Below are 25,889 nucleotides of genomic sequence, written 5' to 3' on the forward strand. Positions count from 1 at the left end.
GATGCCCGCGCTCATGGATTGTTCTTCATATGTTTTAGAACTCCCAAGCCACCCCCGCTCCTAGTGCAGCTTGCCCCGTCAAGGGCACGGGCGAAACCGATAAACCAACGCGTGGCTGCCGTAACAATTCATTGTACCGGGTGACCGCTTTGTTAACGTGCCCATTCCCGATTACTGCCAGCACGACTGACGCGGCAATAGACCCACCGTATACGGTCCAGTAAACGCCCCCCCGCTGCCGGTCAAAGAGGAGATATACCAACGTGGCTACAGACGTCAATCGGCTAATGCTCGTCATGGTCCGGAAGGTCCGAAAATGGTGCGTTACGATTGGATCGTCTATTTCGTAAAACGGAACTTCGAGCGAGTAAGGCGAAGAAAGCCGTTTGCCTCCGTAATAGTAAACGCTGCCGAAGGCCGAAGAACCGTATCCTCGCTCAATAGGACTAAGGTGGCCTGGAATGGGTTCATTCCGGTAATGAGACGTGTCGTCCGATCGCCAGCTTTGCGCTTGAACAGCCGAGAAACAACCTAACAAAAAAAGCGTGATCAGTAACGTTGTGCGCATAAATGGTAGATACTTGCGGTAAGGTGGGCAGTCTCGACTCAATACGTAAGCTGCCGCAGTCAAAAGTACGTAAGCTAACATACTTCCTGCTAACGCTCACAAACTTTCGGCAGTACGTCTCCGTTTATCGAATTGTTTCTATATCCCTTTATACCTCTGTCAAATACTGAACATGACCCCATCATTACTTTTTCTACTTTTGGCAGCGACGCTAACTTTGCCCCTGCCCGAAAAGCCGGTTAAGCCAGTTAGTCCGCCTGCTCTGCGAACACAAACCACTATTGCTCCCGATCCGGATAATGGTGGGCTCAAGTTAACCAGCGGGTTCAGCGCCTTGATTTTCGCTGATAATCTGGGGAAAGCCCGGCACGTAGCGGCAGATCCTAAAACAGGGACGCTTTTCATTAAACTTGACCGGCTTAAGGAAGGCAAAGGCATTGTACAGCTTAGCGATACCAACGGCGATGGCAAAGCCGACCAGACTGTTCCGTTCGGCACTTATCCTGGAACGGGTATTGGCATCTACAACGGCTACTTGTACGCGTCAGCGGACACGGCGGTATTTCGGTACAAGCTAACAAACGGCAAAGTAATGGCAACAACCCAGCCTGAAACAATCGTTACGGGTCTGACGCTACAACGCCAGCACGCATCCAAATCGCTGGCAGTTTCGCCTAGTGGCAAGCTATACGTCAATTTCGGCGCTCCCTCGAACGCCTGCCAGGAGAAAGACCGGCAGCCCGGCTCGAAAGGTATGAACCCCTGCCCTATTCTGGAAAATTACGCGGGTATCTGGGAATTCGATGCCAACAAGCAAAACCAGAAACAGTCGGATGGCAAACGTTACGCGACCGGAATCCGAAACGCCGTCGCCCTCGACTGGAACGCAACAACCAATACGTTATACGCCCTACAGCACGGCCGCGATAACCTCAACAACTGGGGCGGTGTGTTTACTGACTCCGTGAGTGCGGAGCTTCCTTCCGAAGAATTTCTGATGATCAAACCAGGCAGTGATTTCGGTTGGCCGTACTGCTACAACGACCATTTTCAGAACAAGAAATTCCTGGCCCCGGAATATGGTGGTGACGGCAAAACACAGGACCGTTGCGCCACGAAGGAAAAACCAATCATGGCGTTTCCTGCCCACTGGGCTCCCAATGATTTACTTTTCTACAAAGGAAGTAACGGCGCAAACGCCTTCCCAGCTAAGTACCGTAACGGCGCTTTCGTTTGTTTCCACGGCTCCTGGAACCGCGCTCCGCTGAACCAGGGTGGTTATTTCGTCGCGTTTATTCCGTTTGGCAAAGACGGTCGGCCGTCGGGACAGTACGAGGTATTTGCCGAGAATTTTGCGGGTGTCGCCGAGCAGGGAAAGCCTGGCGAGAATACTAACGCCGGGAAGCTTGAACTAGCAAGTCCCGGCGATGCCAAACACAGACCAGTTGGTTTAGCCGAAGGCCCCGATGGCTCACTGTATATTACGGATTCGGTCAAAGGCCGCGTCTGGCGCGTGATGTACACGGCCAAGAAGTAGACTATCTAATCGATCGTTTTAAACAGGTTCAGTGACGCTAGTTACTGAGCCTGTTTTGTTTATACCCACCAACGACGGTGGACGAATGAAGTGGGTAAAATTCACTAAAATTATCCTGTTTTGAGACGGGTCAACTCAGCATTCAGTCGTACCTTTCGGCCGATAGTTTGCTCGCCGAGCGTACCTGCTTTGCCGCTATCTGCGTATGTCTTCTTTCTAACCTCGGCGACTTGTCCAGCTATCCCGCACGTATGGACAATGTTGAGTTACTCTCTCGAATCCAGTTCGCGTTTACGATTGCCTTCCATTACATCTATCCGCCCCTGAGCATCGGCCTGGGCGTTTGTCTGGTCGTCATGGAAGGCCTGTATCTAAAGACCAAAAACAAGGTTTATGAAGAGCTGACCCAGTTCTGGGTTAAGATTTTTGCGCTCATTTTCGGTATCGGCGTAGCTACTGGTATCGTCATGGAATTTGAGTTCGGCACCAACTGGGCTACGTATTCGCGTTACGTTGGCGACATTTTTGGTTCAGCCCTGGCGGCCGAAGGCATTTTTGCTTTCGCCCTGGAATCGGCCTTTTTAGGCATTCTGCTTTTTGGCTGGAATCGGGTTAGTCCGGGCGTTCATTTTATGGCGACAGTGCTGGTTGCGCTAGGCTCTATTTTTTCCGCACTGTGGATCGTCATCGCCAACTCCTGGCAGCAAACGCCGTCGGGTTACCGGATTGAAGGCGAAGGTCTAGAAGCCCGTGCTATCGTGACCGACTTCTGGGCGATGGTGTTCAATCCGTCCTCGCTCGAACGGTACTCGCATGTATTGATCGGGGCTTTTCTGGCTGGGTCATTTCTGGTATTGAGTGTCAGTGCGTGGTACATTCGAAAAGGACAGTATCTGGTTCACGCCAAGGCTGCCTTTCGCATTGCGCTTTGGGTGGCGACGGTATCGGCTTGGGGTCAGTTGTTTACCGGTCATAAATCCGCCGAAGTCGTGACCGAACATCAACCCGCAAAACTGGCAGCTATGGAAGGACATTTTGAGAAATCAGCTCCGGCCGATATGTATCTGCTGGGCTGGGTCGACGCTAAGAATCAGACAACAACAGGGCTCAAAATCCCCGGTGGACTTTCCTTTCTCGTCCATCAGGATTTTCACAAGCCGATTCCCGGTTTGAACAGCATTGCCCCGCAGAACCGCCCGACGGCCGTCAATTTTGTGTTCCAGACGTATCACCTGATGGTCGCTATCGGTATGGCAATCATTGGCCTGACCCTGTTCAGCATGTATCTGCTTTACAGAGGCAAACTGTTTCAGACGCGCTGGCTGATGACCGTATTTGTGTTCGCGGTCTTGCTGCCTCAGATCGCCAACCAGGTAGGCTGGTACACCGCAGAAGTAGGGCGTCAACCCTGGGTTGTGTACGGACTGTTACGTACGTCCGATGCCTTATCACAGGCGGTCAAAGCGGAGCATGTACTGACCTCTCTGATCATGTTTACACTAATCTATCTGATGTTGTTCCTACTGTTTCTCTACCTGCTCAACAAGAAAATCCAGCACGGCCCCGACATAGCTAATGATCAGGATGAAACAACGTCCCGCATGAACCCGTCGCTCTCACCAATTATTACGGGGTAAAAGAGCGAGAGACAGAAAGAGCGAAATGCTGACGCAACAAACAGTCGCTCTTTCACCCCTACTCACTCTGTCGCTCATTCACTCTTTCGCTCTTTATCTGATGGATACAGTTCTTGGTATAAATCTTCCGACCTGGTGGTTTTTGCTGATTGGCGCGCTGATCAGTGGTTATGGCATTCTGGACGGCTTCGATCTGGGTGCGGGTGCTGTGCACCTATTCTTTCGCAAAGAAGAAAGTCGCCGGATTGCGCTCAATGCAATCGGTCCCGTTTGGGACGGTAACGAAGTATGGCTGGTAATCGGCGCGGGTGCCCTATTTGCCGCGTTTCCGATGGTTTATGGCACGATTCTATCTGTCTTTTATCTACCGTTCATGCTGTTTCTGATGGCCATTATTTTTCGGGCTATTTCTATTGAATTCAGGAGCAAAGAAGAAATGGCTTGGTGGCGTAAGATGTGGGACATCTGTTTCTCTATCTCCAGCATTGTCATCTCCATGCTGCTGGGACTCATTCTCGGGAATTTGATTCAGGGAATTCCGCTGAACGCCAAGCACGAATTTGTCGGGCGACTCCGGGATTTCTTTAACCCCTACGCGATCCTGACCGCCGTTACGGTCCTGGCTTTGTTTTCCATGCATGGATCTATGTACCTGATCATGAAAACGGAAGATCGGATTTACGCCCGTTTAACCATCATCGCCAATAACGCCAGCAAGTTTTTCATTCTGTGTTTCATGGCAACTTCACTGGCAACGCTCATTTACGTGCCGCACATGACCGCTATTTTCAAATCCCATCCAGAGTTATTTGCGCTTCCCTTAGCAGCGGTGCTGATTGTGCTAAACATTCGCCGGAGCATTGAAAAGCGGCAGTACGCCCGCGCGTTTACCTCGTCGGCCATTACGACGGCGCTCTTGCTGATTCTCTTTGCGATGGGATTGTATCCAAATCTGGTACTGTCGAGTATTGACCCGCGGGGCCATATCAGCATCTATCACGCAGCCTCGTCAGATGGGTCGTTACGTACCATGCTGCTATTCGCGGCCATTGGTATGCCACTAGTCGCCACGTACACCATCTTTATGTTCTGGACATTCCGGGGCAAGGTGAAACTGGAAAAGCACAGCTATTGATTGGCTTCGCGTTCTCCCCGACGTAACGCATTAACCAGATTATGCGCCCGGCGGGTTGGCTCAGGAATGCGATAACCGCCGTTACATTGTAGTGTCAGGGCAATGGTGGTGTCCAGATCAATCAAGTGGCCGGGCGATACGTAGACGGGGTTAACCTTGTTCTTGGTTCGTAATGCTGCGCCAATGACCTCGTTATAGTGCCGCATGGGTGACCAGTTACCGCGTTCCAGCGCTGGTTCGTCATACTTACCAACCAGCACGGACTTACCACATCCAAACGTTGGACGGTTTAGAAACAGACCACCGTGGGAAGCAATACCGATTCGGCGGGGATGAGCCGTTCCGTGACCATCGAACATAACGACGTCGGGCTCGACAGTTAGTTTCTGCCAGGCTTCAAGCAGCGCCGGAATTTCCCGAAAAGAAAGTAATCCCGGAATGTAAGGAAACGGTGCCGTGCTGATCACGCCCGACTCGGCAATAGTTTCCAGTGTATCGAGTCGCAGCACGACGATACCTGCATACACCGTTTCTTCGAACTTATTGAAGGAAATATCGCAGCCCGCAATCGTTTCGGGCACTTTCGACAGTGGCTCAATCCGTATCTGCGTGCGGAGTTGCTGTTGTAGCGCTATCGCTTCGGCTGGCGTTACGTTCCAATCGTGAAGCGCCTGATAGTGCGCCATGGTAAAGGATCTTAATACACAATCTTCACCCGAACCTGGTGAGGAGCCGGCTGGTTGCCGCCAAAGTAAAGACCCGTCTTGTAAGCAAATGTTTTGCTGTGCGTGAAAGCAATGGGTTTGCCACCCATGATCTGGTACAGCTTCCGGTCGTAATCGACTTTGATCGTTAGCTGCGTTGGTTGATTGATCGGCGTCTCGGCGATCTTGAATGAGGTCAATTGTCCGTTGATGTAGACGTAAGCCCCCAGGTCGATACGTTGGCGTTGTGGGTTCCAGCGCCAGCCAATCCGGGCACCGTCAATCTGATGCGGAGGCACACCACTGGTAATATCATCCGTGCTCGAACCAACAAAACCCAGCCCGATTACTTTGTTCCAGTCCTGTTCGTCGACCGCGCCAATATCATAGATGCAGGTACTATCGAACGTAACGGTTGCCGATAATTCCGTGGGTTTTAAGTCAACTCCAACCTTGCGTTTAGGCAGCGGCTCATGGTCACCGGCTTCAATCGTCACCCATTCTGGATTAGAGACAAGGAAGTCCGGAATGCAGGCATTCATCAGGCAAATCAGGCTGGTAAGCAGCGTGGTTGTGATGATGAGTGAATACCGGCGGGACTGACGATGATGAAGCATATAAGAAAGGCGAATAACTAATTCTACTGCGAATAACGCTGTAAATCAAGTATGTTATTGCTCCGGTTGGTAAAATATTATCAACCCGCTCCAGTGCATTCTACTGCCTGACCCGTCTCCCCAGCAGCAGCTTATAAACTGATTTTTAGCTGGTTCGCAGCAAACAATCACCGTAACTGATCAACTTTTTTTACTTTTAGATTCTGTATTCCTAACTGCTTCTAACGAGTTATGCAAACGGCCCTTCCTCATGCCAACGTTATAACGCCCGGCACACCTACAACGCGCACGTCGGAATCATCAACCACCTCGCTAACCCAGTCTGTCCCGGTCTACGTTTACGCGATTGTCTTCGCATCTCTCTGCGTCGTCTGGGGCCTGCTTTGGGATATCATGTGGCACCTGAGCATTGGCCGGGATGGTTTATTTGCGCCACCGCACCTGGTCATTTACGTAGGTGCTGTTGTCTCAGGCCTGTTTTCGGGTTATCAGATTCTTCGTCTGACGCTTCAGAAAAATAATCCCGAGCGAGCCGGTGCGGTGCGCTTCTGGGGCGTATTCTATGCTCCACTGGGTGCTATGTTCTGCGTTTGGGGGGCATTGGCGATGTTGACCTCCGCTCCGTTTGACGACTGGTGGCACAATACGTTTGGCCTCGACGTTCAGATTCTAACCCCACCGCATACAATTCTGATCATTGGCATTATGGTGCTTCAGTTCGGGGCTATGGTAGGGGTACTCGCCTTACAGAATCAGATTGTAGAGACTTCTAAGAATCAGTCGACCAGCAACAGGGTAAAGATTCTGTTCGCAGTGGCGGCTGGCCTGGTCCTGTGTATGTTGTTTACCCTGTTTGCGGAAACTATTACCAGAAGCCGATCTCATCACTCCTCTTATTACCTGTTTGCGGCTATTGTTTTTCCCTTCTTTCTGTTGGCGGTTGGGCGGGCCTCGAAGCTACAGTATCCCATCACAATCATTGCGGGTATTTATATGCTTGCCATGCTGATTCCAAGCTGGGTCTTGCCTCTTTTCCCGGCTACACCCCGACTAGGTCCGGTTTTAAATCCAATCACCCATTACCAGGCCTTCATGTTTCCTGTAGTCCTGATTGTTCCCGGCTTTCTCCTGGATAAACTGCTACACCACTTCGACGGTACAGCCAACCCGCGCAAACTCAACGACTGGTGGCTGGCCGCTCTGGCGGGCATGACGTTCCTACTGGCTTTACTCGTCGTTCAGTGGCCTTTCGGCGAATTTCTGCACACGTCGCCCTATGCGCGGAACTGGTTTTTCCTGAGCGAATCCTGGCCATATGGCAATGAACCCGACTGGAAATACCGATATGCGTTCGCTCCCCGGCGCTTACAGGCTCCGATTGACTTTATGATTGGCTTTGGCAAGGCCGCTTTGTTTGCAATGCTGTCGGCGCGGGTTGGCTTATTGTGGGGGAACTGGATGAAACGGGTACAACGATGAAACAGCATACTAACCAATTACCCGGCAGCAGGCGTCAACGTCTTTTTTTACTTGTCGTTACGTTCCTGCTATTGAACGGCCCTTTAGTTTTTGCCCATATTGGTAGCTCGGGTGTTATCGTGCAGAAAAAAGCAGGTCCTTACCAACTGCTCGTCAGCGTTACGCCACCTGACGTCATACCAGGAACCGCCACCGTCACCGTTTTTGTCGAACAGGGGCGAGCCAACTCCATACAGGCACGGCCCATCTACTTCGATTCCGGCGATGAAGGAGCTCCCAACCACGATATATTGACGGCTCAGGGCGGTAATCGTTACGAGGGCGTCGTCTGGCTGATGGATTCCGGCTCGTCCAGTGTTCAGTTAGCCATTGATGGCCCTGATGGAAAAGCTCAGGTTATCGTTCCGCTGATGTCAGTGGCCACGGCACAGCGCGACATGCCCGCTGGAACGGGTGCCCTCCTTGCGGTACTGGGTTTATTGCTGGTCGTGATGATGGTTACGATCATTGGTGCCAGCAATGCCGATGGGGTTGTTCCACCCGGCCAGCCGCTACCGAAAACGTTTCAACGTCGTCGGGTTGTTGGTATGAGCATCGGAACCGTGGTACTGGCGCTGATGCTAACGGGCTGGCGTTCGTGGTGGGTCAGCTCGGCCGAAGAATATCGAACCGAACAACTGTACCAGCCCATGCCGATTCATACATCGGTCCAGGCTGTAGGCTCCCAACAGAAACTGACCATTCAATTTGATACAACTGGCTTTGCGCGTAACTGGCAAAAGCGACGAACACTCAGCTACGTCCTGCCTGACCACGGCAAGTTAATGCACGCTTTTTTGGTTCGGACGCCGGGGCTTGATGCATTCGCCCATCTCCACCCCAACCGGCGGGATACGCTACATTATGACGTAACGCTGCCATCCCTGCCCAGCGGCAAATACCTGCTTTATGCCGACGTAGTATACCGCAGTGGATACGCGGAAACGCTCACCGACACAGTCGACATTCCTACCGTCAAAGCGACGACTGCCGTTACGCCGAAACCTTCCGATCCGGATGACAGCTGGCTTGTAGCCGAACCCATGGGCGTTAAAGCGAACGCGGTGAATGTGCCGCACCTGGACAACGACATGGTGGTTTGCGGTAAACCTAGCGCCAGCGTAGAACTAGCCGATGGGTCAACGATGGTCTGGACCGACAAACCCAGCAAAATTCTGGAGTCAGGAAAATTGTACACGCTGAAGTTCGCCGTGGCAGATGCGCGGGGCAAAGCGGCTCCAGTAGAGCCATACCTGGGCATGAGTGGTCATGCGGCCATCCTCCGTTCCGACGGCTCAGTGTATATTCACCTGCACCCCATTGGTACGTATTCAATGGCGGCCGAAGGGTCACTAACCAGCCGCATTGCAGACACCAGCCGAACGTTTCATTACCCCGATGCCAGTAAGTTCCGGGATAGCATCGATACGTACGTAGCGCGGCTTAAAAATTTGCCGGAAGCCGAGAAGAACAAGCTTCTGATGGCTGGCATGCCCGACATGAATCATAAGATGACGGTCAACAACATGGTGCAGTTTCCGTACGCCTTTCCGAAAGCGGGCCATTACCGCATCTGGGTTCAGGTGAAACGTAACGGGCAGGTGCTGACGGGCGTTTTCGATACACAGGTTGACGATCCGCTGATGTAATCAGTAGAAATAGGCTCATTATTTCATTTACCGTACTGCAACCGGGTACTTTCTTTTCCAATCAGCCCCGCAGGTTTCGTTTCATGACTACACGTTTTTCCCGTCGGCAGGCCCTGGCCGCTTTAGGTTCCTTACTTGGTACGTCTGCCGCATCCACCTTACCCATTTCCAGTGCTGCCGCTGGAACAGCGGCTTCCGCTCCGTTCATACTCTGTCTGAACATGAGTACCATTCGGGGTCATAAACTCGGTTTGGTGAAGGAGTTGGAGACAGCCGCCAAAGCGGGTTTTCCGGCCGTCGAAATCTGGATCGATTCGTTGCAGGAGTATCTAAAAAACGGCGGTAAAACGGCTGAGCTAAAAAAGCGCTTGACCGACCTGAACGTTCGGGTAGAAAATGCAATTGGCTTTGCGCCCTGGATTTTGGACGACGAAAGCGCTCGTCGGAAAGGTGTTGATCAGTTAAAACAGGAAATGGAGCTGCTGGCTCAGATTGGTTGTAAACGTATTGCTACGCCCCCCGTTGGCGCCCAGGCCCCCGATGCTTCCGTTATCGAATTACCTAAAGTGGCTGAGCGCTATCGTCATATTCTAGAGTTGAGTGATCAGACGGGTGTTGTTCCGCAACTGGAGCTCTGGGGATTCTCTAAAAACCTGAACAAGCTAAGCGAGGTCATGTACGTAGCCATTGAGAGCGGCCACCCATCCGCCCGGCTTCTGCTTGACGTCTATCACCTGTTCAAAGGCGGCTCCAGCCTGGCGAGTCTACCACTGGTGGGCAAACCGGCCATTGAGATTTTTCACGTCAATGACTACCCGGCCAACATACCCCGCCAAACCGTTACCGACGGAGACCGGACATTTCCGGGCGATGGGATCGCTCCGATCAAAGAGATTCTGAAACAGATCAAACGCCCCGACCGGCCGATCATTCTCTCACTGGAGGTGTTCAACAAAACGTACTACGCGCAGGACGCGCAGACGGTTGCGAACACAGCAATGACAAAAATGAAGGCCATGATTACCGGAGTTTAGCCTACTCCTTATCGGCTTGCCGGTCAGCGCGAATTTCGGGAATGGTGTCCGAGTCAATTAGTCCGATGGTAGCTGCGTGCTCGGCGGCTTCAACCGTATCAGCTACCAGCAGCATCGGCACCTCGAAAGCACTTGTCGTCCGGATTAGCTCCCGTACGGCTTCGTCGCGCCGGTCTTCGGCTGATACGTCGCGGATATAAACGGCTTTAATGCGACCGGGATTATCACGCACGACCTGTGCGTAAATTTCCGGGTCCTGCTGGCCACTGTCGCCAATGAGCACAAAAGGCAGCTGCGGATTTACGTCCAGCACTTTTCGAATCATACCTAGCTTGTGCGTGTGGTGCGACCGTGATGAAAGTAGCGACGGATCAAGCCCTATGTCACGCAGTAAAATTGGCCCCTTTGGAATCCCCTGAATCCGGAAAAAGTCGACCAACAAATCGTACAGATTCCACGGGCTGCTTGACACAAAATACAGTGGATTAAACAGCGTCGTTACGGGTCCACTCTGCAATGCCCGGTAAAAAGCCGCTACGCCCGCAAACGGCAGCCGTGTGTACGCATTTCCCAGAAACGTCAGCCGGGCGGTTTGCAGCAGATTTGTTGCTCCCGTTACCAGCACCGTATCGTCAATATCCGAAATGATCCCGAACTGGCTATACGTCGGCGAAACCATTAGATACCCGTCTTTGGACACTGGCTCTCCGGTCGTTGGCTGGGTCATGCCGTCCAGCGAGTACCGCACCGGAAACCAGACCCGGCCGGGTGGCAGATCGTTGGGCGGATTGATAGTCACCTCGAAGTAACCTTCTTCATCGGTCACCGTCGTGTGCGACTGGTCGAAGGCCTCGACCCGAACCGTTACGCCTGGCACTTCGTCGCTCTCAAACCGCTGATACGTTGCCAATAGGTTCTGCCAGAACGTATCGTTATCGGACGGCGTGCTCAAGTCTCGCTCGCGCAATACGCGCCCTTTGAGCCAGACAGCCGAAGGGCTGCCAAAACCGCGATAGTACACAATTCGATACGGTTTGTTTTTATCAAGCCGCCCAAACAGGCGGTTTTTGAGCCGGTCAAATTGCTGTTCGGCTTCTACCGATGTATTGATTAAAAAGTCTTTCCAAGTCGTCATACACGTCTTTTTACGATCACCCAAGAGCCCGCGCCTGGTTAATCTACCTGCCTACTCTGCGAGACAGGTCCGGGAGATTTGGCTTATCGTAGGTTTGTTGGACCGCCGAAGCGGTGGTAACTTGCAGGCACAATTTACGATTGGCAGGGCGACAGCGTCCCCGCCGATCAACTCACTAAAAGAAGCAATGAGCAAGCAAATTGTTTTTACCGATAAGGCCCCCGCTGCCATCGGCCCTTACAGTCAGGCCGTCAAAATAAATATCACGTCGCCAGCAAGTATGTTGTTCGTATCAGGCCAGATTGCCCTGGACGCAGCCGCTACGGGCGACATTCAGGCCGAAACGCAGCAGGTAATGGAGAATATCGGCGAGATCCTGAAAGCGGCCGGTTTGAACTATTCAAACATCGTGAAAGCCAGCATTTTCGTCAAAGACATGAACAATTTCGCGGCCATCAACGAAGTGTACGGCCGTTTCTTCCTGTCGGAGCCACCCGCCCGCGAAACCGTCGAAGTCGCCCGTCTCCCCAAAGACGTTAATGTTGAAATTTCTGTAATAGCGATCTAAAGAGTGAAAGAGCGAAAGAGTGATTGTTTATCGCATTCACTCATTCGCCATTATTCTGCCATTATTCTTATGTCCAAACCTGTTCGCGTTCGGTTTGCGCCTAGTCCAACCGGGCCGCTGCACATTGGCGGAGTACGTACCGCCCTATACAATTACCTGTTCGCCCGGAAGATGGGTGGTCAGATGCTGCTACGCATCGAAGATACGGATCAGAACCGTTTTGTACCCGGTGCCGAAGAGTATATTCTGGAAGCCCTGAAATGGGTGGGCATTACCATCGACGAAGGTCAGGGCATTGGCGGTCCGCACGCGCCCTACCGCCAGTCGGAACGTAAAGACATCTACCGCAACGATGCCGAGCGGCTTGTGTCGGAGGGGAAAGCGTATTATGCCTTCGATACGGCGGAAGAACTGGACGCTATGCGGAAGCGGCTCGAAGAAGCCAATGCGCCGGCGGCTCAGTACAATTCCATCACGCGGATGCAGATGCGCAACTCGCTGACGATGTCAGCCGAGGACGTAAAAGCGCGGATCGATGCCGGAGATCCGTATGTCATCCGGCTAAAAACACCCCGTAAGGAAGAGGTTCGGTTGAACGACCTGATCCGGGGCTGGGTAAATGTGCACTCGTCGGCCATTGACGATAAGGTGCTACTCAAATCCGACGGTCTACCCACGTACCACTTGGCAAACATAGTGGACGATCACCTAATGGAAATTACGCACGTCATTCGGGGAGAAGAGTGGTTACCCTCTGCGCCCCTGCATGTACTGCTGTACCGCTATCTCGGCTGGGAGGATACTATGCCGCAGTTTGCCCACTTGCCTCTATTGCTGAAACCAGAAGGTAATGGTAAGCTCAGCAAACGCGACGCCGATCTGGGCGGCTTTCCGGTATTTCCGCTGGAGTGGAAAGATCCGTTTACGGGTAACGTAGCGCGTGGTTTCCGCGAGGACGGTTACCTGCCCGAAGCCACGGTTAATTTCCTGGCCCTGCTGGGCTGGAATCCGGGTACCGAACAGGAACTGTTCTCGATGGACGAACTGATCGCCAGCTTCGACATTGGCCAAGTACACAAAGCCGGTGCGCGGTTTGACATTCAGAAAGCGCAGTGGTTCAACCACCAGTATATTCGTGAACAATCGGATGCTACGTTAGCGCCCGCCGTTCAGCAGCAGGCCGAAGCCGCTGGCTTCGACTGCTCTCTGGAAAAAGCGGAGAAGATTGCGGCCTTGTTGAAGGGCCGCGTTAACTTCGCCCACGAAATTTTTGGCGAAGCGGCCACTATTTTCTACGCGCCGACGGTGTACGACGAAACGGTCGTGGCGGCCAAATGGAATGCCGATGCGGTGAAAGCCGTTACTGCTTTTCACGATGCCCTCCAATCATTCGAAGGTAACTTTGTAGCCGATGATATCAAGCATCTATTGTCGGACACAATGCAGCAAGCGGGTATTAAGCAGGGTAAGATCATGCAGGCCATGCGGGTAGCGCTAACGGGCCTGGGTGCAGGACCAGACCTGATGCTCACAATGGAAATTATCGGTAAAGAAGAGACCATCGGGCGGCTGAGCAACGCACTCAATACGCTAAAAACACCGACTAACTAGAATTTTGACCGTTGACAAAACGGTATCTTGCCCGACTTGCCCAATCGATTACTTTTGGCGGGTCGGGCATTTTTTTCGAGCTTTCCGTAACTCATTCAGCCCAGCAGGGTTTTGAGTAACAACAGTATTCGAACTACAACTATGGCTAAGAAAAAAATAAACCCCGACGAAAACGAGAAGCCCCGTGTTCACAAAGAATTGGAAGGCTTCGACATTCAGATCAATTCCTTTGGCGAGATCACAACGAGCTTTGACATCGACAAGATCAACCAGTTTCTAAACAAAACCGTTGACGACAAGAAATTACGGCACCGGACCGATCTGAATCTCAAAGGTGATCCAGAACCAGACGAAGAAACCGAAAAAGAGTCAGACGATGACCTGAACCTCGACGACGACGATATGGACATGGACGAAACACCCCGAAAAACGCCTAAGCGACGCTAACACGTACTAAATACCCCTTTAACCATTTTTTACCATGTATTCTCACGAGATTGATTACAAAATCATTGGTGAAGACATCCAGATTGTTGAGATCGAACTAGACCCCAGCGAAACCGTTATCGCCGAAGCCGGTGCCATGCTATACATGGAAGATGGCATTCAGTTTGAAACCAAAATGGGCGATGGCTCTCAACCCGACCAGGGCTTCATGGGCAAGATTTTCCAGGCCGGTTCTCGGCTGATAACGGGCGAATCGTTATTCATGACGCATTTCACAAACCGTGGCCACGGGAAGCGGAAAGTGGCTTTCTCAGCCCCCTATCCCGGTACGATTATGCCCATCAACCTGGCTAACGTGTATGGCAATACGTTGATCGTGCAGAAAGATTCTTTCCTATGCGCGGCACTTGGCACCAAGCTCAGCATCCAGTTCAACCAGCGGCTGGGTTCTGGTTTCTTCGGGGGCGAAGGGTTTATCCTACAAAAGGTACAAGGTGATGGTATGGCCTTTGTTCACGCAGGCGGGGTCGTTATTGAGCGGACGTTAAATAACGAAATGTTACGGGTTGATACGGGTTGTGTCGTTGGCTTCGAACCAAGTATCAATTTTGATATTCAACGGGCCGGCGGTCTGCGCAGTATGGTCTTTGGTGGCGAAGGACTATTCCTCGCTACGTTACGTGGCAGTGGTAAAGTCTGGATTCAATCAATGCCAATCTCCAAACTCGTACAACGGCTCTCCCCCAACGGTGCCCAAGCGCACAAAGAAGGTGGTTCAGTGTTGGGTCAATTAGGCAATCTGTTCGAAGACTAACGGGAATCAGTTTGCCCCATAAACTGTTGTCCCCCTACGTAAGAAAAAAGTTTATGGAAGTTATCTGCACAAACGACAATTTTCCCGCGCCGGTGCTGGCATTCTACGCCGAGTTCGGCGTTCAGACACCCAAGCGCGATCAGCTTTACACCATCCGTCAGGTGAAGCGGCACACAACCGGCGATACGGGCGTGCTGCTACAGGAGATTCAAAATCCTGAAGTACCTGTTAAACACCCGGTTATGGGTGAGGTTTGGTTTGAGCCAACGTTTAACGTAAATCGTTTCGCTACGCTACTAGGGCAGCCCGTGATGAAGGAAGAGTTGGAAGACGTTAACGTGTAATTCGACCATATACGTAATACAAGAAAAGCCTGGTACCAAACGACCAGGCTTTTTCGTTCTTTGCGTAATTGATCTACGTCAATCTGCCGTTTTTCTCGCTATCTGTCTGAGTTCCGTGTTACGCTATTCGCTTTTTCTGCTACTGGGTTTGATGGCTGCTGCCTGCGGAAGCAGTTCGTCGGACAATTACGTTCCCAAACCGAAGGGATATCCTCGTCTGGACCTGCCGCCCCAGGACTACAAACAACTGGAGCCAACGCACCCATATACGTTTGAATATAACAAAGCCGCCAGGATTCTACCTGATACGTTTGCGCGTTCGGAACCCGACTGGATTTTTATCAACTATCCCGCCTACAACGCCAGTATCCAACTGACGTACAAACCGGTAAACAACGACGTAAATCGGCTACGGGCTATGTTGGAAGATTCGTACAAACTAGCATCCCGTCACCAGATCCGGGCTACGTCTATTGAGCAACGTAAAATTCGGTTGAAGTCAGGATTGGAAGCCAGTATCATTGACCTAACAGGTGAGGTACCCAGCCAGGTGCAGTTCGTTACTACTGATTCCACAAAGCATTTTCTGCGGGGAGCCCTTTACTTCAACACCGCAACGGAAAACGACTCCTTACAGCCGGTTATTGACTATATCCGTAAGGACATCATGCACATGATGAATACGTTAAAATGGCGAAACTAGCTGGTTTTATGAAATTCAACTTGTCATTTCTGGCTTCTTTGTTTTTACTGAGTGCGCAGGCTCAGACTCCATCGCCAGCCGCAAAAACTGCAAAATCACCCGGCCAGTTGGTGTACGAGCAGCATTGTCTGACCTGCCATCAGGTCAATGGTTCGGGTGTACCAAACCTGAATCCCCCGCTGCGTGGCACAGACTGGGTAACGGGCGACAAAAATCGGCTTATCAACGTATTACTGAAGGGGTTACGGGATCAGGAGATTGACGGAGAGCCCTACGATAACGTGATGCCCGCCCATGATTTTTTAACAGACCAGCAGCTGGCCGATGTGTTGACCTATATCCGCAGCAGTTTTGGTAATAAAGCTTCTGCCATTACCGCTGACGAGGTAAAACAGCAACGATCAGCGAAGTAGCTACTTCTTCTCTACCAGCAACAAAAAGCGCTCATCGGCCGGCCGATGAGCGCTTTTTGTTAGATTGTTTGGTTTATCTGCTGCCCGTTGAATCAACAGTAGTTGTGGTCACCGTTGTTACTGTCGCGCTTCCAGGTCTAGCTGGAACGGGTGCTGATTTGTCTTTACGGCCGAATAATGAGAAGTGAACGTATCGTTTTGGGTTCTCACGAAGGTCGGTCAACAGACGTTCGAGGCTGGCAGTAGTCGCATTGACGTTGCTGTACAGTTTATCGTCGGAGGTTAGTTTCCCCAGCGACCCCTGCCCGCTATTGATGCTGGCCAGAAGTTTTTGGAGGTTATCCACCGTTTTGTTCACGCTACCCAGCGTCTGCTTCAACTGAAGTCCTTGCAGCGAATCAGCAAATGTGTCGGCCTTCGCTAGAATAGGCTTCAGCTGACGCTCAGTTTCAATCAGAGATGCCGACAGCTTATTTACGTTCGCGAGTGTTGTACGCAGACCAGCGCGGTTCTCGGCAATAGTCAGATCAAGCGTTTGCAGCCCTGCATTAGCAGCACGCAACGTCTGATTTAACGTAACCCCCGTCTGGTCGAACTGAGCGACAACTTTATTAAGCTGGTAGGTCAATGAATCTACATTGTTCAGAACCGGCAGCGTTTTTTCCCGAATCAACGCCGATAAGGCAGACTCTTTAGCCGCCACCAACGTACCGCCGTTTTCCAGTTCTTCGCCCTTAGTGTTGATTCCCAGTCGAATAGCCTTACCGCCCAATAAACCGTCATCGGCCAGGACCGCCCGGCTTCCCCGTGTAATCCGAATTCCTTTATCGATATCCAGCGTAACCAGCAGTTTATTGCCCTGATCTTGTAAGATGTCAATTCGATCAACCTTACCAACCGCTAATCCGTTGATTCGTACCGGATTCGAGGTTGTCAGTCCGTCAATGGTATTATAAATAACCTTGTACTTACGGGACGAAGAGAAGAAGTCGGTTCCCTTCAGAAAGTTAAATCCGAAGTAAAGCATCAGCAACGTGACAACGGCCAACAAACCAACTTTTACTTCCTGAGAAATTTTCATGCGTGTATCTAGTGAACAACTATTAAGTTGCTCCAATCAGTATGGCTTGAACGTATAACCAACATTGGCGGCTATTTGTCTCAAATGGATACTAAAAAGCTCTAAGCCGTTGCGCGCCAAAACAAAACGAAGAGAGCCATCCGGACCCTCCTCATCTGTCTTCATACCGGCTGTATGACTCAACCGGCGTTATCTATTTCTTCTTTGTACTGCTCGAAAGCTTTGTAAATAGCTTCTGTAATCTGAATCTGTCCTTCCGGCGACATCAGAAAATTTTCTTCGGTTGGGTTTGTCAGATAACCCGTTTCAATCAGCACACTGGGCATCGTTGTCCGCCAAAGTACGAGAAACCCAGCCTGTTTCACACCTCGACTGGTCCGTTCGGCGTTACGACGGAAACTACGCTCGACTTTCTCGGCAAAATTGATACTACTACCCATAAACGCGTGCTGGTAGTTCGCCAGCATGATGTGCGCCAGTGGCGAGTTCGGGTTAAAGCCTTTGTAGGTCTGCTGATAATTATCCTCTTTCAGAATAACAGCATTTTCGCGTTTGGCTACGTCCAGGTTTCCTTCTGTTTTGTGTAACCCCATGGTATACGTTTCCGTCCCATACACACGACTAGAGCTTGGACTAGCGTTACAGTGAAGTGAGATAAATAAGTCAGCCCGGTTACGGTTAGCAATAGCCGAACGTTCGGCTAATTCAACAAAGTGATCCGACGAACGAGTATAAATAACGCGTACCTTAGGCAACTCTTGCTTGATTTTCCGACCCAGTTGTAGAGCCAGCTTCAGCACAACCCATGACTCCCGCGTTCGCCGTCCGATACAGCCTGGATCTTTGCCCCCGTGGCCCGCATCGATCACAACCGTACGCAACTGAGTAGGCGTACTACTTTCGGTAGCATCAGCCTCTGCGCGTCGAACAGTATCTTGAGTTAGGTCGGGCGAAAAGACATTTGGGCCGGGCACAACGGTCAACGCCAGCAACGGAATTGTAGCCAACAACAGGGTTGTCATTATTCCGGGAGCTGGTACCGGTAAATCAGTACCCGTTGATTTTAATTTTTTTAACAGGGGAAACAGTTTCAAAGCAATGAAGGGATAACTGTTCGTGAATAACTTTGTAGTACTGTAAGGTTAACGGCCTTATAGCAAATGTAATTTTTTTGATAGAACAGAAAAAGGGATACTTTATTTTGCGGCCCTTCCGACTATACCCCATGTTGATGCGTTTTTCTTTCTGCCTGCTCTGGCTCCTCTGCGCACTCAACGTACTGGGACAGAGCGATTCAACACGTACTTTATCCGGACAACAGACCGTTCCTAGCTCACAGACGGCCACAGTTCCTACTCAGGTTAAGCCTTCATCACCAGCTTCTACAACCAATCCTACCGGCAACGCCACCGAAGAAAGTGATTTAGAGCGCCAGCTCAACCGTCGGTATTCGCGTCCCAATCGCTTAGGGCCCAGCCCTAGTCGTCCGGAGCAGATCTCGCCTAAACTTGCCAGACCAGCCCGACGAGATACCAACCGAACCCGGCAGGTTCAGTCAGTTCCGATAAAACGAGATCCAGCAAAGGCAACAAACAAACAGCCCCAGGTAACAGCCGGAACCTCATCAACCGCTATAACGCCCACCGAGTCGCGGACGGTAACGGCACCTAAGGCCAGCCCAGTTCCAACTCAGAACAGCACACCTGTTCAGGCAAAACCTCAATCAACGACTAGACCATCGTCGGCAACCATAACACCGGTAGGTTCTCGAACTGTTACGCCCGAAAAAACAGGTCCCATTCCGGCTCAAGGAACTGCACCGGTTCAGGCAAAACCTTTACCACAGGAGCCAGGCAAAGGCGGTATTCCACCCGCTACGGTTCCATCGCAACGCGTTCCAGATGCGCCATCGGGAGCGCCGTCCGGCAATTCACCAGCAATGACAACACCCGCGGGTAATCCGGCTTCGGGTAGTACGCCAACCAGCACGACGGCATCAAGTACCACAACGACACCAGCCTCGCAGACGACAACTGCACCAGCCTCGCAGACAACAACGACACCAGCCTCGCAGACAACGACGCAGCAGCGCATTCTACGCCCGGGTATCGTTTCGCCAAACATCGTTCAGCCACAGAGCCGCACCATTCTGAACGGCGATACGTTGCGGATTGCTACTCGGGATTCGGCCGCGACTGACTCCGCGAAATCGGATGACGCTTTCAAGACAACAGTTAAGTACCAGGCCCGTGACTCTACGATCTACGCGGCCGATGGTCAGACGGTTGAGCTTTTCGGCGACGCCAGCGTGATTTATGGCGACATCTCGCTCAAAGCGGATTACATTCGACTTAATTACCTGACCAATGAGGTTTACGCCCGTGGTCGGTTTGACTCCACCCAGAACAAACTAATTGGTCGGCCGGTTTTCCAGGATGGCGAGGGGAAGTACGATTCCAAAGAGATCCGGTATAATTTCAAGTCCAAGAAGGGGAAAATCCAGGGTGTTATTACGCAGCAGGGCGAAGGAAATATCCGCGGCCAGAACGTAAAGAAAGACTCGGACGATAACCTTTACATTGGTAAAGCCATTTACACAACCTGTAACCTGGCTACGCCCCACTTCCACATCAACGCCAGTAAACTCAAAGTTATCCACAACAAACAGGTAGTGGCTGGGCCGTTCAATCTGGTTATTAATCAGATACCGCTTCCCTTAGGACTTCCGTTTGGTTTCTTTCCTTTCCCCAAGCGGAAAGAAATCGGTGTGTCGGGAATTCTCATGCCGCAATACGGCGAAGAACCGAACGGACGTGGGTATTACCTACGCGACGGCGGCTATTACTGGGCGGTTAATGAAAACCTTGGTCTTCAGTTCAAAGGCCAGATCTACTCGCGTGGGAGCTGGGGAGCTGGTATTTCGTCAGCCTATAACAAGCGATACACATATAGCGGTGGAGTCAATCTACAATTTGCCCGTAACCGCATTGGAGACCCCGTTGACACTACCCAGTCTCCACGGAATGATTTCTCTTTTACGTGGTCGCACACGCCCGTACCACGCGGTCGGGGTAGCTTCTCGGCCAACGTAAACGTCAGCAGTAACAGCTACAACCAGACTAACGCCTATACTGGTACGAATGCTTATATTTCCAACGTAGCGGGATCTTCAATTCAGTACAGCCGTACGTTAGGTCAATATGCCCGGGCAGGCGCTAACCTACGGGTTAATCAGCAGTTTGGTCAGTTGGACCTCGTCACCAATCGGCGTTACAACGGTAAAACAGATGTTTCGTCTGATTTCAACTTTGGGTTAAACCAGATTGCCCCTTTTGCACTGCGGGGCGGTTCAGGCCGTTGGTATGAGAGTTTCCGTTTTGGTTTAGATTTGAGTGGTTCGATTACGGTTAATAATACCATCCGGACACAGGTCGATACAACGGGACTTGGTTTTCCAGTCATTACCCGTCTGTCTGCCACCAACGCTGTTCAACGAGCGCTCGATAGTGCAGCTCGTGTTCAGGCCGTTCGGGAAGGTCGCGTCATTCAGGACCCAACGCTGATTCCATTCAACGGACAGAATTTAAATCGGCTGTGGAACAATCGCTTGGTTCAGGCTCGCTACAGTATCCCGATTACGCTACCTAATATAAAACTGCTTCGATATATCAACGTTACGCCAGGCTTCTCTCTGCAAGGAAATATCTACACCCAAAAGCTGAATTACAGATACGTTCCAGGTCGCAATGGGGCGCCTGATTCCGTACGAGCCGACACAGCCAAAGGATTTTTCCCATCGTATAATTTCGCGGTCAACGCCAGCATGAATACGCGTTTTTATGGAACGTATTTCATTCGAGGCAAACGAATTGAAGCAATTCGGCACACCGTAGCGCCCTCGATTTCATTCAGCTACGTACCCGATTTTACGAATGAAGCTTTTGGGCAGTTCCAAACAATCAGGGGACCTGAAGGTGCTCAGATTAACTCAATTCCTCTCTATCGACGTACATTATCCGTATTCCGGGGTCTTAACGGCACGGGCACCAGCAGTGGGACAAGCACCCAGGCAGCTTTCATCTCGTTCGGGGTTGTAAATCAGATCGAAATGAAAGTCAGATCACGAAGTGACTCGACGGGTAATGATTTCAAAAAGATACCAATCTTCGATAACATCAGCCTGAACGGTAGCTACAACTTCTTGGCACCGGAGTACAAACTATCGCCGATCACAGTAAGCGCGAATACCCAGATTTTCAAAAACATCAGCTTTAACTTCTCCTCGACATTCGATCCGTATGCGCAGGTAGCTTATGGAGGCACAGGCGTCTATAAGCTAGACGCCTATACTGTCACTGGCCCGACGTTTACACCTACGCCACTAACATATTCTCCTGCGATTTTACGCGTCGTTGATTATACAGGTCAGCAGTACGCTCGGGTTAACCGGTTTGCCTACACCGAAGGCCAGGGGCTTGCACGGCTGACTAATCTACAGGCGTATCTGAGCGCCCGATTCGCGCCCAAACAGTCGCAGAAGCCTAAAACGAGCAACAACGCGACGGACGCCACGATGAAAGCAATCAATAATAACCCTGAGTTGTACGTTGATTTCAACATCCCCTGGTCGTTCAACGTTAGCTACACGTTCGGTCTAACCAAACTAACGCCGGAAGTATCGCAGGTCATCCAGGCACTGACCCTAACCGGCGACCTGAGCTTAACGCCGAAGTGGAAAATAACGGTTAGTACGGGTTATGATTTCCAGTTCAAGAGTCCAACGCTGACGACCATCGGCATCAACCGCGATCTCCATTGCTGGGAAATGGCGTTCAACTGGACCCCTTATTCCGGCAGTAATATCCGCTCGGGGAACTACTCGTTCGACTTACGGGCTCGGTCGTCAATCTTACAGGAACTTAAGCTCAGCCGTCGTCGGAGTTTCTACGACACCGGTGGTTTCTACGGACGCTAATTGTTTCGTTACAGCTACGCATGAAAGCGACAACCCTTCGCACGCTTACGGTCGTGGCGGCTTTAGTAGCCGTCAATATTCTATCGGCCTTTGTGTTTTTTCGGCTCGACCTGACCGAGGAGAGACGCTATACGCTGTCGGAAGCCACCCAGTCGCTGCTGGCGGGGCTGCCCGACGACGTACACGTCGATGTATACCTGACAGGCGACATCCCTCCGGGCTTCAAACGGCTCGAAAACGCTACGCTTGAAACGCTGGCAGAATTTCAGGCAACAGCGGCCAAGCAGATAACGTACCGCACGATTGACCCGTCCTCAATTACCAACGCGGAAGCGAAAAACAAACTGATTGACAGGCTCCAGCAGCTTGGCCTGCTACCAACCAATGTTTTTGCCAACGAAGGAGGCAAACGCACCGAGAAACTGCTTTTTCCGGGCGTAGTGATTTCTTACAAAGGTAAAGAAACGGGTGTGCTGTTACTTAAAGGCAACAAAACAGCTTCGTCGGAAGAGCAGCTCAACCAATCGTACGAAGGAGTAGAGTTTCAGCTGGCTTCCGCCATTCGTCGGTTAACGCAGACAGAAGGCAACCGACGCCGGGTTGGTCTTATTTTTGGGCATACGCAGGTTCCCCCCTCCCGTTTCGCCGACCTGCTGGCGTCGGTTCAGGAAAATTACGACCTCTTCCTGGTCGATATGACCAAACCTGACCCCATCGCCAATGTAGACGCCATCCTCGTTTTGAAACCCGACTCGCCCTTTTCGGACGACGAGATTTTCAAACTCGATCAATACGTAGTAAAGGGAGGACGAGCCTTGTTTTTTGTGGATGGGCAGCGCGTTGATAGCGTCAATACCGAAGGGACGTACGCCCAGCCACTCAATTTGAATCTAGACAATCTATTTTTTCGCTGGGGCGTTCGTATCAACCGCGACGTTGTCAAAGATATGTACTGCGCGCCCATTCCACTCAACGTTGGCAACACCGGCGACAAACCTAACATCCAGCTTCTTCCCTGGCGCTTTTATCCACTACTGAATAATTTTGGTAGTGGAAAGAACCCCATTGTACGAAATCTGGACGCAGTACTGGCCCGGTTTGTTAGCACACTGGACACGGTACAGGCCAGTGGGATCAAAAAAACGCCATTGCTTCTTACCTCTCCCTACACGAAAATTCTGAAAACACCGGCGCTGATCTCTTATAACGAAGCCCGCCAACAACCCGATCCTAGTACGTACAACGACGGCCCACGTCTGGTGAGCTGCTTGCTGGAAGGTCGGTTTCAATCAGTCTACGCAAATCAGATTATACCCGGTGATCCACGAGCTAACGGGTTTCAGGCACAGGGCAGTTCATCGCGCGTGTTGGTTTGCTCCGACGGCGATCTGGTTGTTAATGATGTTGACTACAAACGGAATACGCCCTATCCCCTGGGGTTTGATCGCTTCACGCGCACCACGTTTGCCAATAAAGATTTTGCTTTGAATGCGCTGGATTACCTCGTTGATCCAAACGGCGTCATTGCGGCCCGCACCCGTCAGGTAACGTTACGTCCACTGGACAAAATTCGCGTCGATGCCAATCGCACAGGATGGCAGGCGTTGAACGTCCTTGGGCCGTTGGCATTGCTGGGCCTGGCTGGCATGATCTGGCAGATTGTCCGTAAGCGTCGGTATAGTTAATTGCTTGCCACATATTTTGCCACCTCCCCCGAGTCAACTACTTCTGTCAACAATTCCTGATTGCTTTTCTTCAAGATTGGATGCACGAAATCCGGCGCTATTTCGGCAAGCGGAACCAGCGTAAAACGTCGCTGGTGCAGGTATGGATGTGGTATAGTTAGCGTAGTCGTTTGCCAAACGAGTTGATCGTAATACAGTACGTCGATATCGATTACCCGAACTCCCCATTTTTCGAGTCGCACCCGTCCCAGCTCCTGCTCAATTACCTGCGTCTGACGTAATAATTCTTCTGGTTTCAACTCCGTTTCAACTGCCAGCACCTGATTCAGGAACGACGGCTGGTCGGTAACACCCCAAGCCGCTGTTTCATACAAAGCCGACTCCCGAACGACGACACCCACCCGATCATTGATTAGGTTCGTCGCCTGCTTCAACGTAACCACCCGATTACCAAGATTAGCACCAAGAAGGAGATAGATCATAAGGAAAAAAAGAGGGAAAGCATGACTGAGCGAAAGAGCGAATCCTACAGAAAATCGCTCTTTCGCTCAGTCATGCTTTCTCTCTTTAATAATCTTTGATAGGCTGGATATCGTAGTACGCTTTGATTTCTTCAGCGCTGGGGGTTTTGGCAGGCCGCACGATTCGGAAGCCAACGAACGAGGCCGACGTCAGCCACCAGTCGCTTTTAGGGCTTTGCGGATCGATTACTTTCCAGGCTGGTGCCGATGGGGTCCGGGCTGCCGACCGTAACACTTCTGGTTCATCGTCCCAGGAACCACCCCGGACCGAGTTGGGGTAAAGCTGAGTAGTTGGCGCATAGGGTTCTTTCACGGCACCGCTGGCTACCTGCTTGTAATAGTCGGCAATGTACTGATCCTGCGTCCATTCCATTACGTTGCCATGCATATCGTACAGCCCGAAGGAGTTCGGTTTCTTCGTCCCAATTTTTTTGTACGATCCGTTACTATTGCCTTTGTAGACAGCGTACTCGCCCAACAGTTTGGCATCATTCCCAAACGAATAAGCTAACGTTGCATTTTTGTCGTTCCCCCGGCAAGCGTATTCCCATTCGGCTTCGGTGGGCAGGCGGTAAAACACACCCGTCTTGGCATACAGCCATGCGCAAAACTTGATGGCAGCATACTGCGTCATATTGATGGCGGGATAGCCGGAACGTCCCATCCCAAACGACATATCGACGTAGGGCGGACTAGGTCGGGTAGTCGCATCCGTTTTACTCAAATTCGCATCGGCTTGCGTATACTTGGCCGCCATTTCCTTCTCCATGTTCGTGAAGGCAAATAGATCATACAAGTCCCACGTCACCTCGTATTTCCCCATCCAGAACGGCTCGATCGTTACACTATGCACGGGTTCTTCGTCGGCCTGGTGTCCTTTTTGATCAGGTGTGCTCCCCATCAGTCCTTTCCCGCCTGGGATGGCGACCATCGCGTAGGTCTGGTTACTGCCAGGAACAGTCTGCGTATATGATTTAAAGCTGGTTGTCGTTTGAGCGGTTGACTTTGTTCCCCATAACGTCGTTATGAGTATAGCTATCAGGAGCTGTTTTGGTTGCATTTTTCGTTTCAGATAAAAGGGTAACGTCCTTTAAAAGCTAAAAGTACGAACGATCTCCTTTGTTGTACCTTTGTAAAAAATAACCAGAATACCCGAACTCTTCAGGTTTTGTGGAATGCGGTAGGCTTACCTT

At 51.3% G+C, this 25,889-nt stretch carries 23 protein-coding genes; 15 read left to right on the forward strand and 8 right to left on the reverse strand.

Features of this window, described 5'->3' with window-relative positions; genetic code table 11:
* Positions 1-34: 34 nt before the first annotated feature.
* Positions 35-568 (reverse strand): hypothetical protein, encoded by a 534-nt coding sequence (locus ACYVAD_RS03065; RefSeq protein WP_461137987.1) that lies wholly within the window; start codon positions 566-568, stop codon positions 35-37.
* A gap of 172 nt (positions 569-740) precedes the next feature.
* Here ACYVAD_RS03065 and ACYVAD_RS03070 point away from each other — a divergent pair, with 172 nt between their 5' ends.
* From ACYVAD_RS03070 to cydB, 3 genes are all read left to right on the forward strand, one after another.
* Entirely contained in the window at positions 741-2,105 is a 1,365-nt protein-coding gene (locus ACYVAD_RS03070; protein ID WP_461137988.1) for a PQQ-dependent sugar dehydrogenase, read from the forward strand.
* A 251-nt stretch (positions 2,106-2,356) separates the two neighbouring features.
* The gene (locus tag ACYVAD_RS03075; protein ID WP_461137989.1) at positions 2,357-3,742 is read left to right on the forward strand and encodes a cytochrome ubiquinol oxidase subunit I; all 1,386 of its coding nucleotides are present in this window, start codon (positions 2,357-2,359) and stop codon (positions 3,740-3,742) included.
* A gap of 100 nt (positions 3,743-3,842) precedes the next feature.
* Positions 3,843-4,877 carry a cytochrome d ubiquinol oxidase subunit II gene (cydB, locus tag ACYVAD_RS03080; RefSeq protein ID WP_461137990.1) on the forward strand — a complete coding sequence of 345 codons (1,035 nt, stop codon included), beginning with the start codon at positions 3,843-3,845 and terminating at the stop codon, positions 4,875-4,877.
* On the opposite strand, the gene nfi is transcribed toward cydB, so the two are convergent.
* Positions 4,871-5,563, reverse strand: coding sequence for a deoxyribonuclease V (nfi, locus tag ACYVAD_RS03085; RefSeq protein ID WP_461137991.1), 693 nt, complete (start codon positions 5,561-5,563; stop codon positions 4,871-4,873). The genes cydB and nfi overlap by 7 nt on opposite strands.
* An 11-nt stretch (positions 5,564-5,574) precedes the next feature.
* A complete protein-coding gene (locus ACYVAD_RS03090; protein WP_461137992.1) occupies positions 5,575-6,198 on the reverse strand; it encodes a hypothetical protein in 624 nt (207 codons plus the stop codon).
* Between the two features lie 231 nt (positions 6,199-6,429).
* On the opposite strand from ACYVAD_RS03090, the gene ACYVAD_RS03095 reads away from it, so the two are divergent.
* From ACYVAD_RS03095 to ACYVAD_RS03105, 3 genes are all read left to right on the forward strand, one after another.
* Positions 6,430-7,677 carry a hypothetical protein gene (locus tag ACYVAD_RS03095; protein WP_461137993.1) on the forward strand — a complete coding sequence of 416 codons (1,248 nt, stop codon included), beginning with the start codon at positions 6,430-6,432 and terminating at the stop codon, positions 7,675-7,677.
* On the forward strand, positions 7,674-9,365 hold the full coding sequence (locus tag ACYVAD_RS03100) for a hypothetical protein (RefSeq protein ID WP_461137994.1): 1,692 nt from the start codon (positions 7,674-7,676) through the stop codon (positions 9,363-9,365). The genes ACYVAD_RS03095 and ACYVAD_RS03100 overlap by 4 nt, the downstream gene beginning before the upstream one ends.
* An 83-nt stretch (positions 9,366-9,448) precedes the next feature.
* A complete protein-coding gene (locus ACYVAD_RS03105) occupies positions 9,449-10,399 on the forward strand; it encodes a sugar phosphate isomerase/epimerase family protein (protein WP_461137995.1) in 951 nt (316 codons plus the stop codon).
* Position 10,400: 1 nt separating this feature from the next.
* On the opposite strand, the gene ACYVAD_RS03110 is transcribed toward ACYVAD_RS03105, so the two are convergent.
* Entirely contained in the window at positions 10,401-11,534 is a 1,134-nt protein-coding gene (locus ACYVAD_RS03110) for an App1 family protein (protein WP_461137996.1), read from the reverse strand.
* Between the two features lie 187 nt (positions 11,535-11,721).
* Between ACYVAD_RS03110 and ACYVAD_RS03115 the strand changes: the two genes are divergently transcribed.
* The 7 genes from ACYVAD_RS03115 to ACYVAD_RS03145 all read left to right on the forward strand — a co-directional run bounded on the left by ACYVAD_RS03115 (position 11,722) and on the right by ACYVAD_RS03145 (position 16,434).
* Positions 11,722-12,102 carry a Rid family detoxifying hydrolase gene (locus ACYVAD_RS03115; RefSeq protein WP_461137997.1) on the forward strand — a complete coding sequence of 127 codons (381 nt, stop codon included), beginning with the start codon at positions 11,722-11,724 and terminating at the stop codon, positions 12,100-12,102.
* Positions 12,103-12,171: 69 nt separating this feature from the next.
* Positions 12,172-13,713, forward strand: coding sequence for a glutamate--tRNA ligase (gene gltX / locus ACYVAD_RS03120; protein WP_461137998.1), 1,542 nt, complete (start codon positions 12,172-12,174; stop codon positions 13,711-13,713).
* 141 nt (positions 13,714-13,854) lie between these two features.
* The gene (locus tag ACYVAD_RS03125; RefSeq protein WP_461137999.1) at positions 13,855-14,160 is read left to right on the forward strand and encodes a hypothetical protein; all 306 of its coding nucleotides are present in this window, start codon (positions 13,855-13,857) and stop codon (positions 14,158-14,160) included.
* 34 nt (positions 14,161-14,194) lie between these two features.
* Positions 14,195-14,974, forward strand: a complete 780-nt coding sequence (locus ACYVAD_RS03130) for a TIGR00266 family protein (protein ID WP_461138000.1) — start codon at positions 14,195-14,197, stop codon at positions 14,972-14,974.
* A gap of 53 nt (positions 14,975-15,027) precedes the next feature.
* A complete protein-coding gene (locus ACYVAD_RS03135) occupies positions 15,028-15,318 on the forward strand; it encodes a hypothetical protein (RefSeq protein WP_176569019.1) in 291 nt (96 codons plus the stop codon).
* A gap of 151 nt (positions 15,319-15,469) precedes the next feature.
* Entirely contained in the window at positions 15,470-16,021 is a 552-nt protein-coding gene (gene gldD / locus ACYVAD_RS03140; RefSeq protein ID WP_461138514.1) for a gliding motility lipoprotein GldD, read from the forward strand.
* 8 nt (positions 16,022-16,029) lie between these two features.
* The gene (locus ACYVAD_RS03145; RefSeq protein WP_461138001.1) at positions 16,030-16,434 is read left to right on the forward strand and encodes a c-type cytochrome; all 405 of its coding nucleotides are present in this window, start codon (positions 16,030-16,032) and stop codon (positions 16,432-16,434) included.
* 73 nt (positions 16,435-16,507) lie between these two features.
* Here the strand turns inward: ACYVAD_RS03145 and ACYVAD_RS03150 are convergent, their stop codons facing one another.
* Positions 16,508-17,515 (reverse strand): MlaD family protein, encoded by a 1,008-nt coding sequence (locus ACYVAD_RS03150; RefSeq protein WP_461138002.1) that lies wholly within the window; start codon positions 17,513-17,515, stop codon positions 16,508-16,510.
* A 179-nt stretch (positions 17,516-17,694) separates the two neighbouring features.
* Positions 17,695-18,537, reverse strand: a complete 843-nt coding sequence (locus ACYVAD_RS03155; RefSeq protein ID WP_461138003.1) for an N-acetylmuramoyl-L-alanine amidase family protein — start codon at positions 18,535-18,537, stop codon at positions 17,695-17,697.
* 209 nt (positions 18,538-18,746) lie between these two features.
* Between ACYVAD_RS03155 and ACYVAD_RS03160 the strand changes: the two genes are divergently transcribed.
* Both ACYVAD_RS03160 and gldG read left to right on the forward strand, forming a co-directional pair.
* The gene (locus ACYVAD_RS03160; RefSeq protein WP_461138004.1) at positions 18,747-22,490 is read left to right on the forward strand and encodes a putative LPS assembly protein LptD; all 3,744 of its coding nucleotides are present in this window, start codon (positions 18,747-18,749) and stop codon (positions 22,488-22,490) included.
* 20 nt (positions 22,491-22,510) lie between these two features.
* Positions 22,511-24,175 (forward strand): gliding motility-associated ABC transporter substrate-binding protein GldG, encoded by a 1,665-nt coding sequence (gene gldG, locus ACYVAD_RS03165; protein WP_461138005.1) that lies wholly within the window; start codon positions 22,511-22,513, stop codon positions 24,173-24,175.
* Here gldG and folK read toward each other — a convergent pair.
* Together folK and ACYVAD_RS03175 are read right to left on the reverse strand one after the other, a co-directional pair.
* On the reverse strand, positions 24,172-24,657 hold the full coding sequence (gene folK / locus ACYVAD_RS03170; protein ID WP_461138006.1) for a 2-amino-4-hydroxy-6-hydroxymethyldihydropteridine diphosphokinase: 486 nt from the start codon (positions 24,655-24,657) through the stop codon (positions 24,172-24,174). The two genes, gldG and folK, sit on opposite strands and share 4 nt — an antisense overlap.
* Positions 24,658-24,742: 85 nt before the next feature.
* Positions 24,743-25,756 carry a formylglycine-generating enzyme family protein gene (locus tag ACYVAD_RS03175; protein WP_461138007.1) on the reverse strand — a complete coding sequence of 338 codons (1,014 nt, stop codon included), beginning with the start codon at positions 25,754-25,756 and terminating at the stop codon, positions 24,743-24,745.
* Positions 25,757-25,889 lie beyond the last annotated feature (133 nt).

It is taken from the genome of Spirosoma pomorum, from assembly GCF_054776615.1.

What these genes read in the sequence shown, in the direction of transcription:
- ACYVAD_RS03065 (WP_461137987.1), bottom strand. Translation starts at nt 568, where the DNA reads ATGCGCACAACGTTACTGATCACGCTTTTTTTGTTAGGTTGTTTCTCG.
- ACYVAD_RS03070 (WP_461137988.1), top strand. Translation starts at nt 741, where the DNA reads ATGACCCCATCATTACTTTTTCTACTTTTGGCAGCGACGCTAACTTTG.
- ACYVAD_RS03075 (WP_461137989.1), top strand. Translation starts at nt 2,357, where the DNA reads ATGGACAATGTTGAGTTACTCTCTCGAATCCAGTTCGCGTTTACGATT.
- cydB (WP_461137990.1), top strand. Translation starts at nt 3,843, where the DNA reads ATGGATACAGTTCTTGGTATAAATCTTCCGACCTGGTGGTTTTTGCTG.
- nfi (WP_461137991.1), bottom strand. Translation starts at nt 5,563, where the DNA reads ATGGCGCACTATCAGGCGCTTCACGATTGGAACGTAACGCCAGCCGAA.
- ACYVAD_RS03090 (WP_461137992.1), bottom strand. Translation starts at nt 6,198, where the DNA reads ATGCTTCATCATCGTCAGTCCCGCCGGTATTCACTCATCATCACAACC.
- ACYVAD_RS03095 (WP_461137993.1), top strand. Translation starts at nt 6,430, where the DNA reads ATGCAAACGGCCCTTCCTCATGCCAACGTTATAACGCCCGGCACACCT.
- ACYVAD_RS03100 (WP_461137994.1), top strand. Translation starts at nt 7,674, where the DNA reads ATGAAACAGCATACTAACCAATTACCCGGCAGCAGGCGTCAACGTCTT.
- ACYVAD_RS03105 (WP_461137995.1), top strand. Translation starts at nt 9,449, where the DNA reads ATGACTACACGTTTTTCCCGTCGGCAGGCCCTGGCCGCTTTAGGTTCC.
- ACYVAD_RS03110 (WP_461137996.1), bottom strand. Translation starts at nt 11,534, where the DNA reads ATGACGACTTGGAAAGACTTTTTAATCAATACATCGGTAGAAGCCGAA.
- ACYVAD_RS03115 (WP_461137997.1), top strand. Translation starts at nt 11,722, where the DNA reads ATGAGCAAGCAAATTGTTTTTACCGATAAGGCCCCCGCTGCCATCGGC.
- gltX (WP_461137998.1), top strand. Translation starts at nt 12,172, where the DNA reads ATGTCCAAACCTGTTCGCGTTCGGTTTGCGCCTAGTCCAACCGGGCCG.
- ACYVAD_RS03125 (WP_461137999.1), top strand. Translation starts at nt 13,855, where the DNA reads ATGGCTAAGAAAAAAATAAACCCCGACGAAAACGAGAAGCCCCGTGTT.
- ACYVAD_RS03130 (WP_461138000.1), top strand. Translation starts at nt 14,195, where the DNA reads ATGTATTCTCACGAGATTGATTACAAAATCATTGGTGAAGACATCCAG.
- ACYVAD_RS03135 (WP_176569019.1), top strand. Translation starts at nt 15,028, where the DNA reads ATGGAAGTTATCTGCACAAACGACAATTTTCCCGCGCCGGTGCTGGCA.
- gldD (WP_461138514.1), top strand. Translation starts at nt 15,470, where the DNA reads ATGGCTGCTGCCTGCGGAAGCAGTTCGTCGGACAATTACGTTCCCAAA.
- ACYVAD_RS03145 (WP_461138001.1), top strand. Translation starts at nt 16,030, where the DNA reads ATGAAATTCAACTTGTCATTTCTGGCTTCTTTGTTTTTACTGAGTGCG.
- ACYVAD_RS03150 (WP_461138002.1), bottom strand. Translation starts at nt 17,515, where the DNA reads ATGAAAATTTCTCAGGAAGTAAAAGTTGGTTTGTTGGCCGTTGTCACG.
- ACYVAD_RS03155 (WP_461138003.1), bottom strand. Translation starts at nt 18,537, where the DNA reads ATGACAACCCTGTTGTTGGCTACAATTCCGTTGCTGGCGTTGACCGTT.
- ACYVAD_RS03160 (WP_461138004.1), top strand. Translation starts at nt 18,747, where the DNA reads ATGCGTTTTTCTTTCTGCCTGCTCTGGCTCCTCTGCGCACTCAACGTA.
- gldG (WP_461138005.1), top strand. Translation starts at nt 22,511, where the DNA reads ATGAAAGCGACAACCCTTCGCACGCTTACGGTCGTGGCGGCTTTAGTA.
- folK (WP_461138006.1), bottom strand. Translation starts at nt 24,657, where the DNA reads ATGATCTATCTCCTTCTTGGTGCTAATCTTGGTAATCGGGTGGTTACG.
- ACYVAD_RS03175 (WP_461138007.1), bottom strand. Translation starts at nt 25,756, where the DNA reads ATGCAACCAAAACAGCTCCTGATAGCTATACTCATAACGACGTTATGG.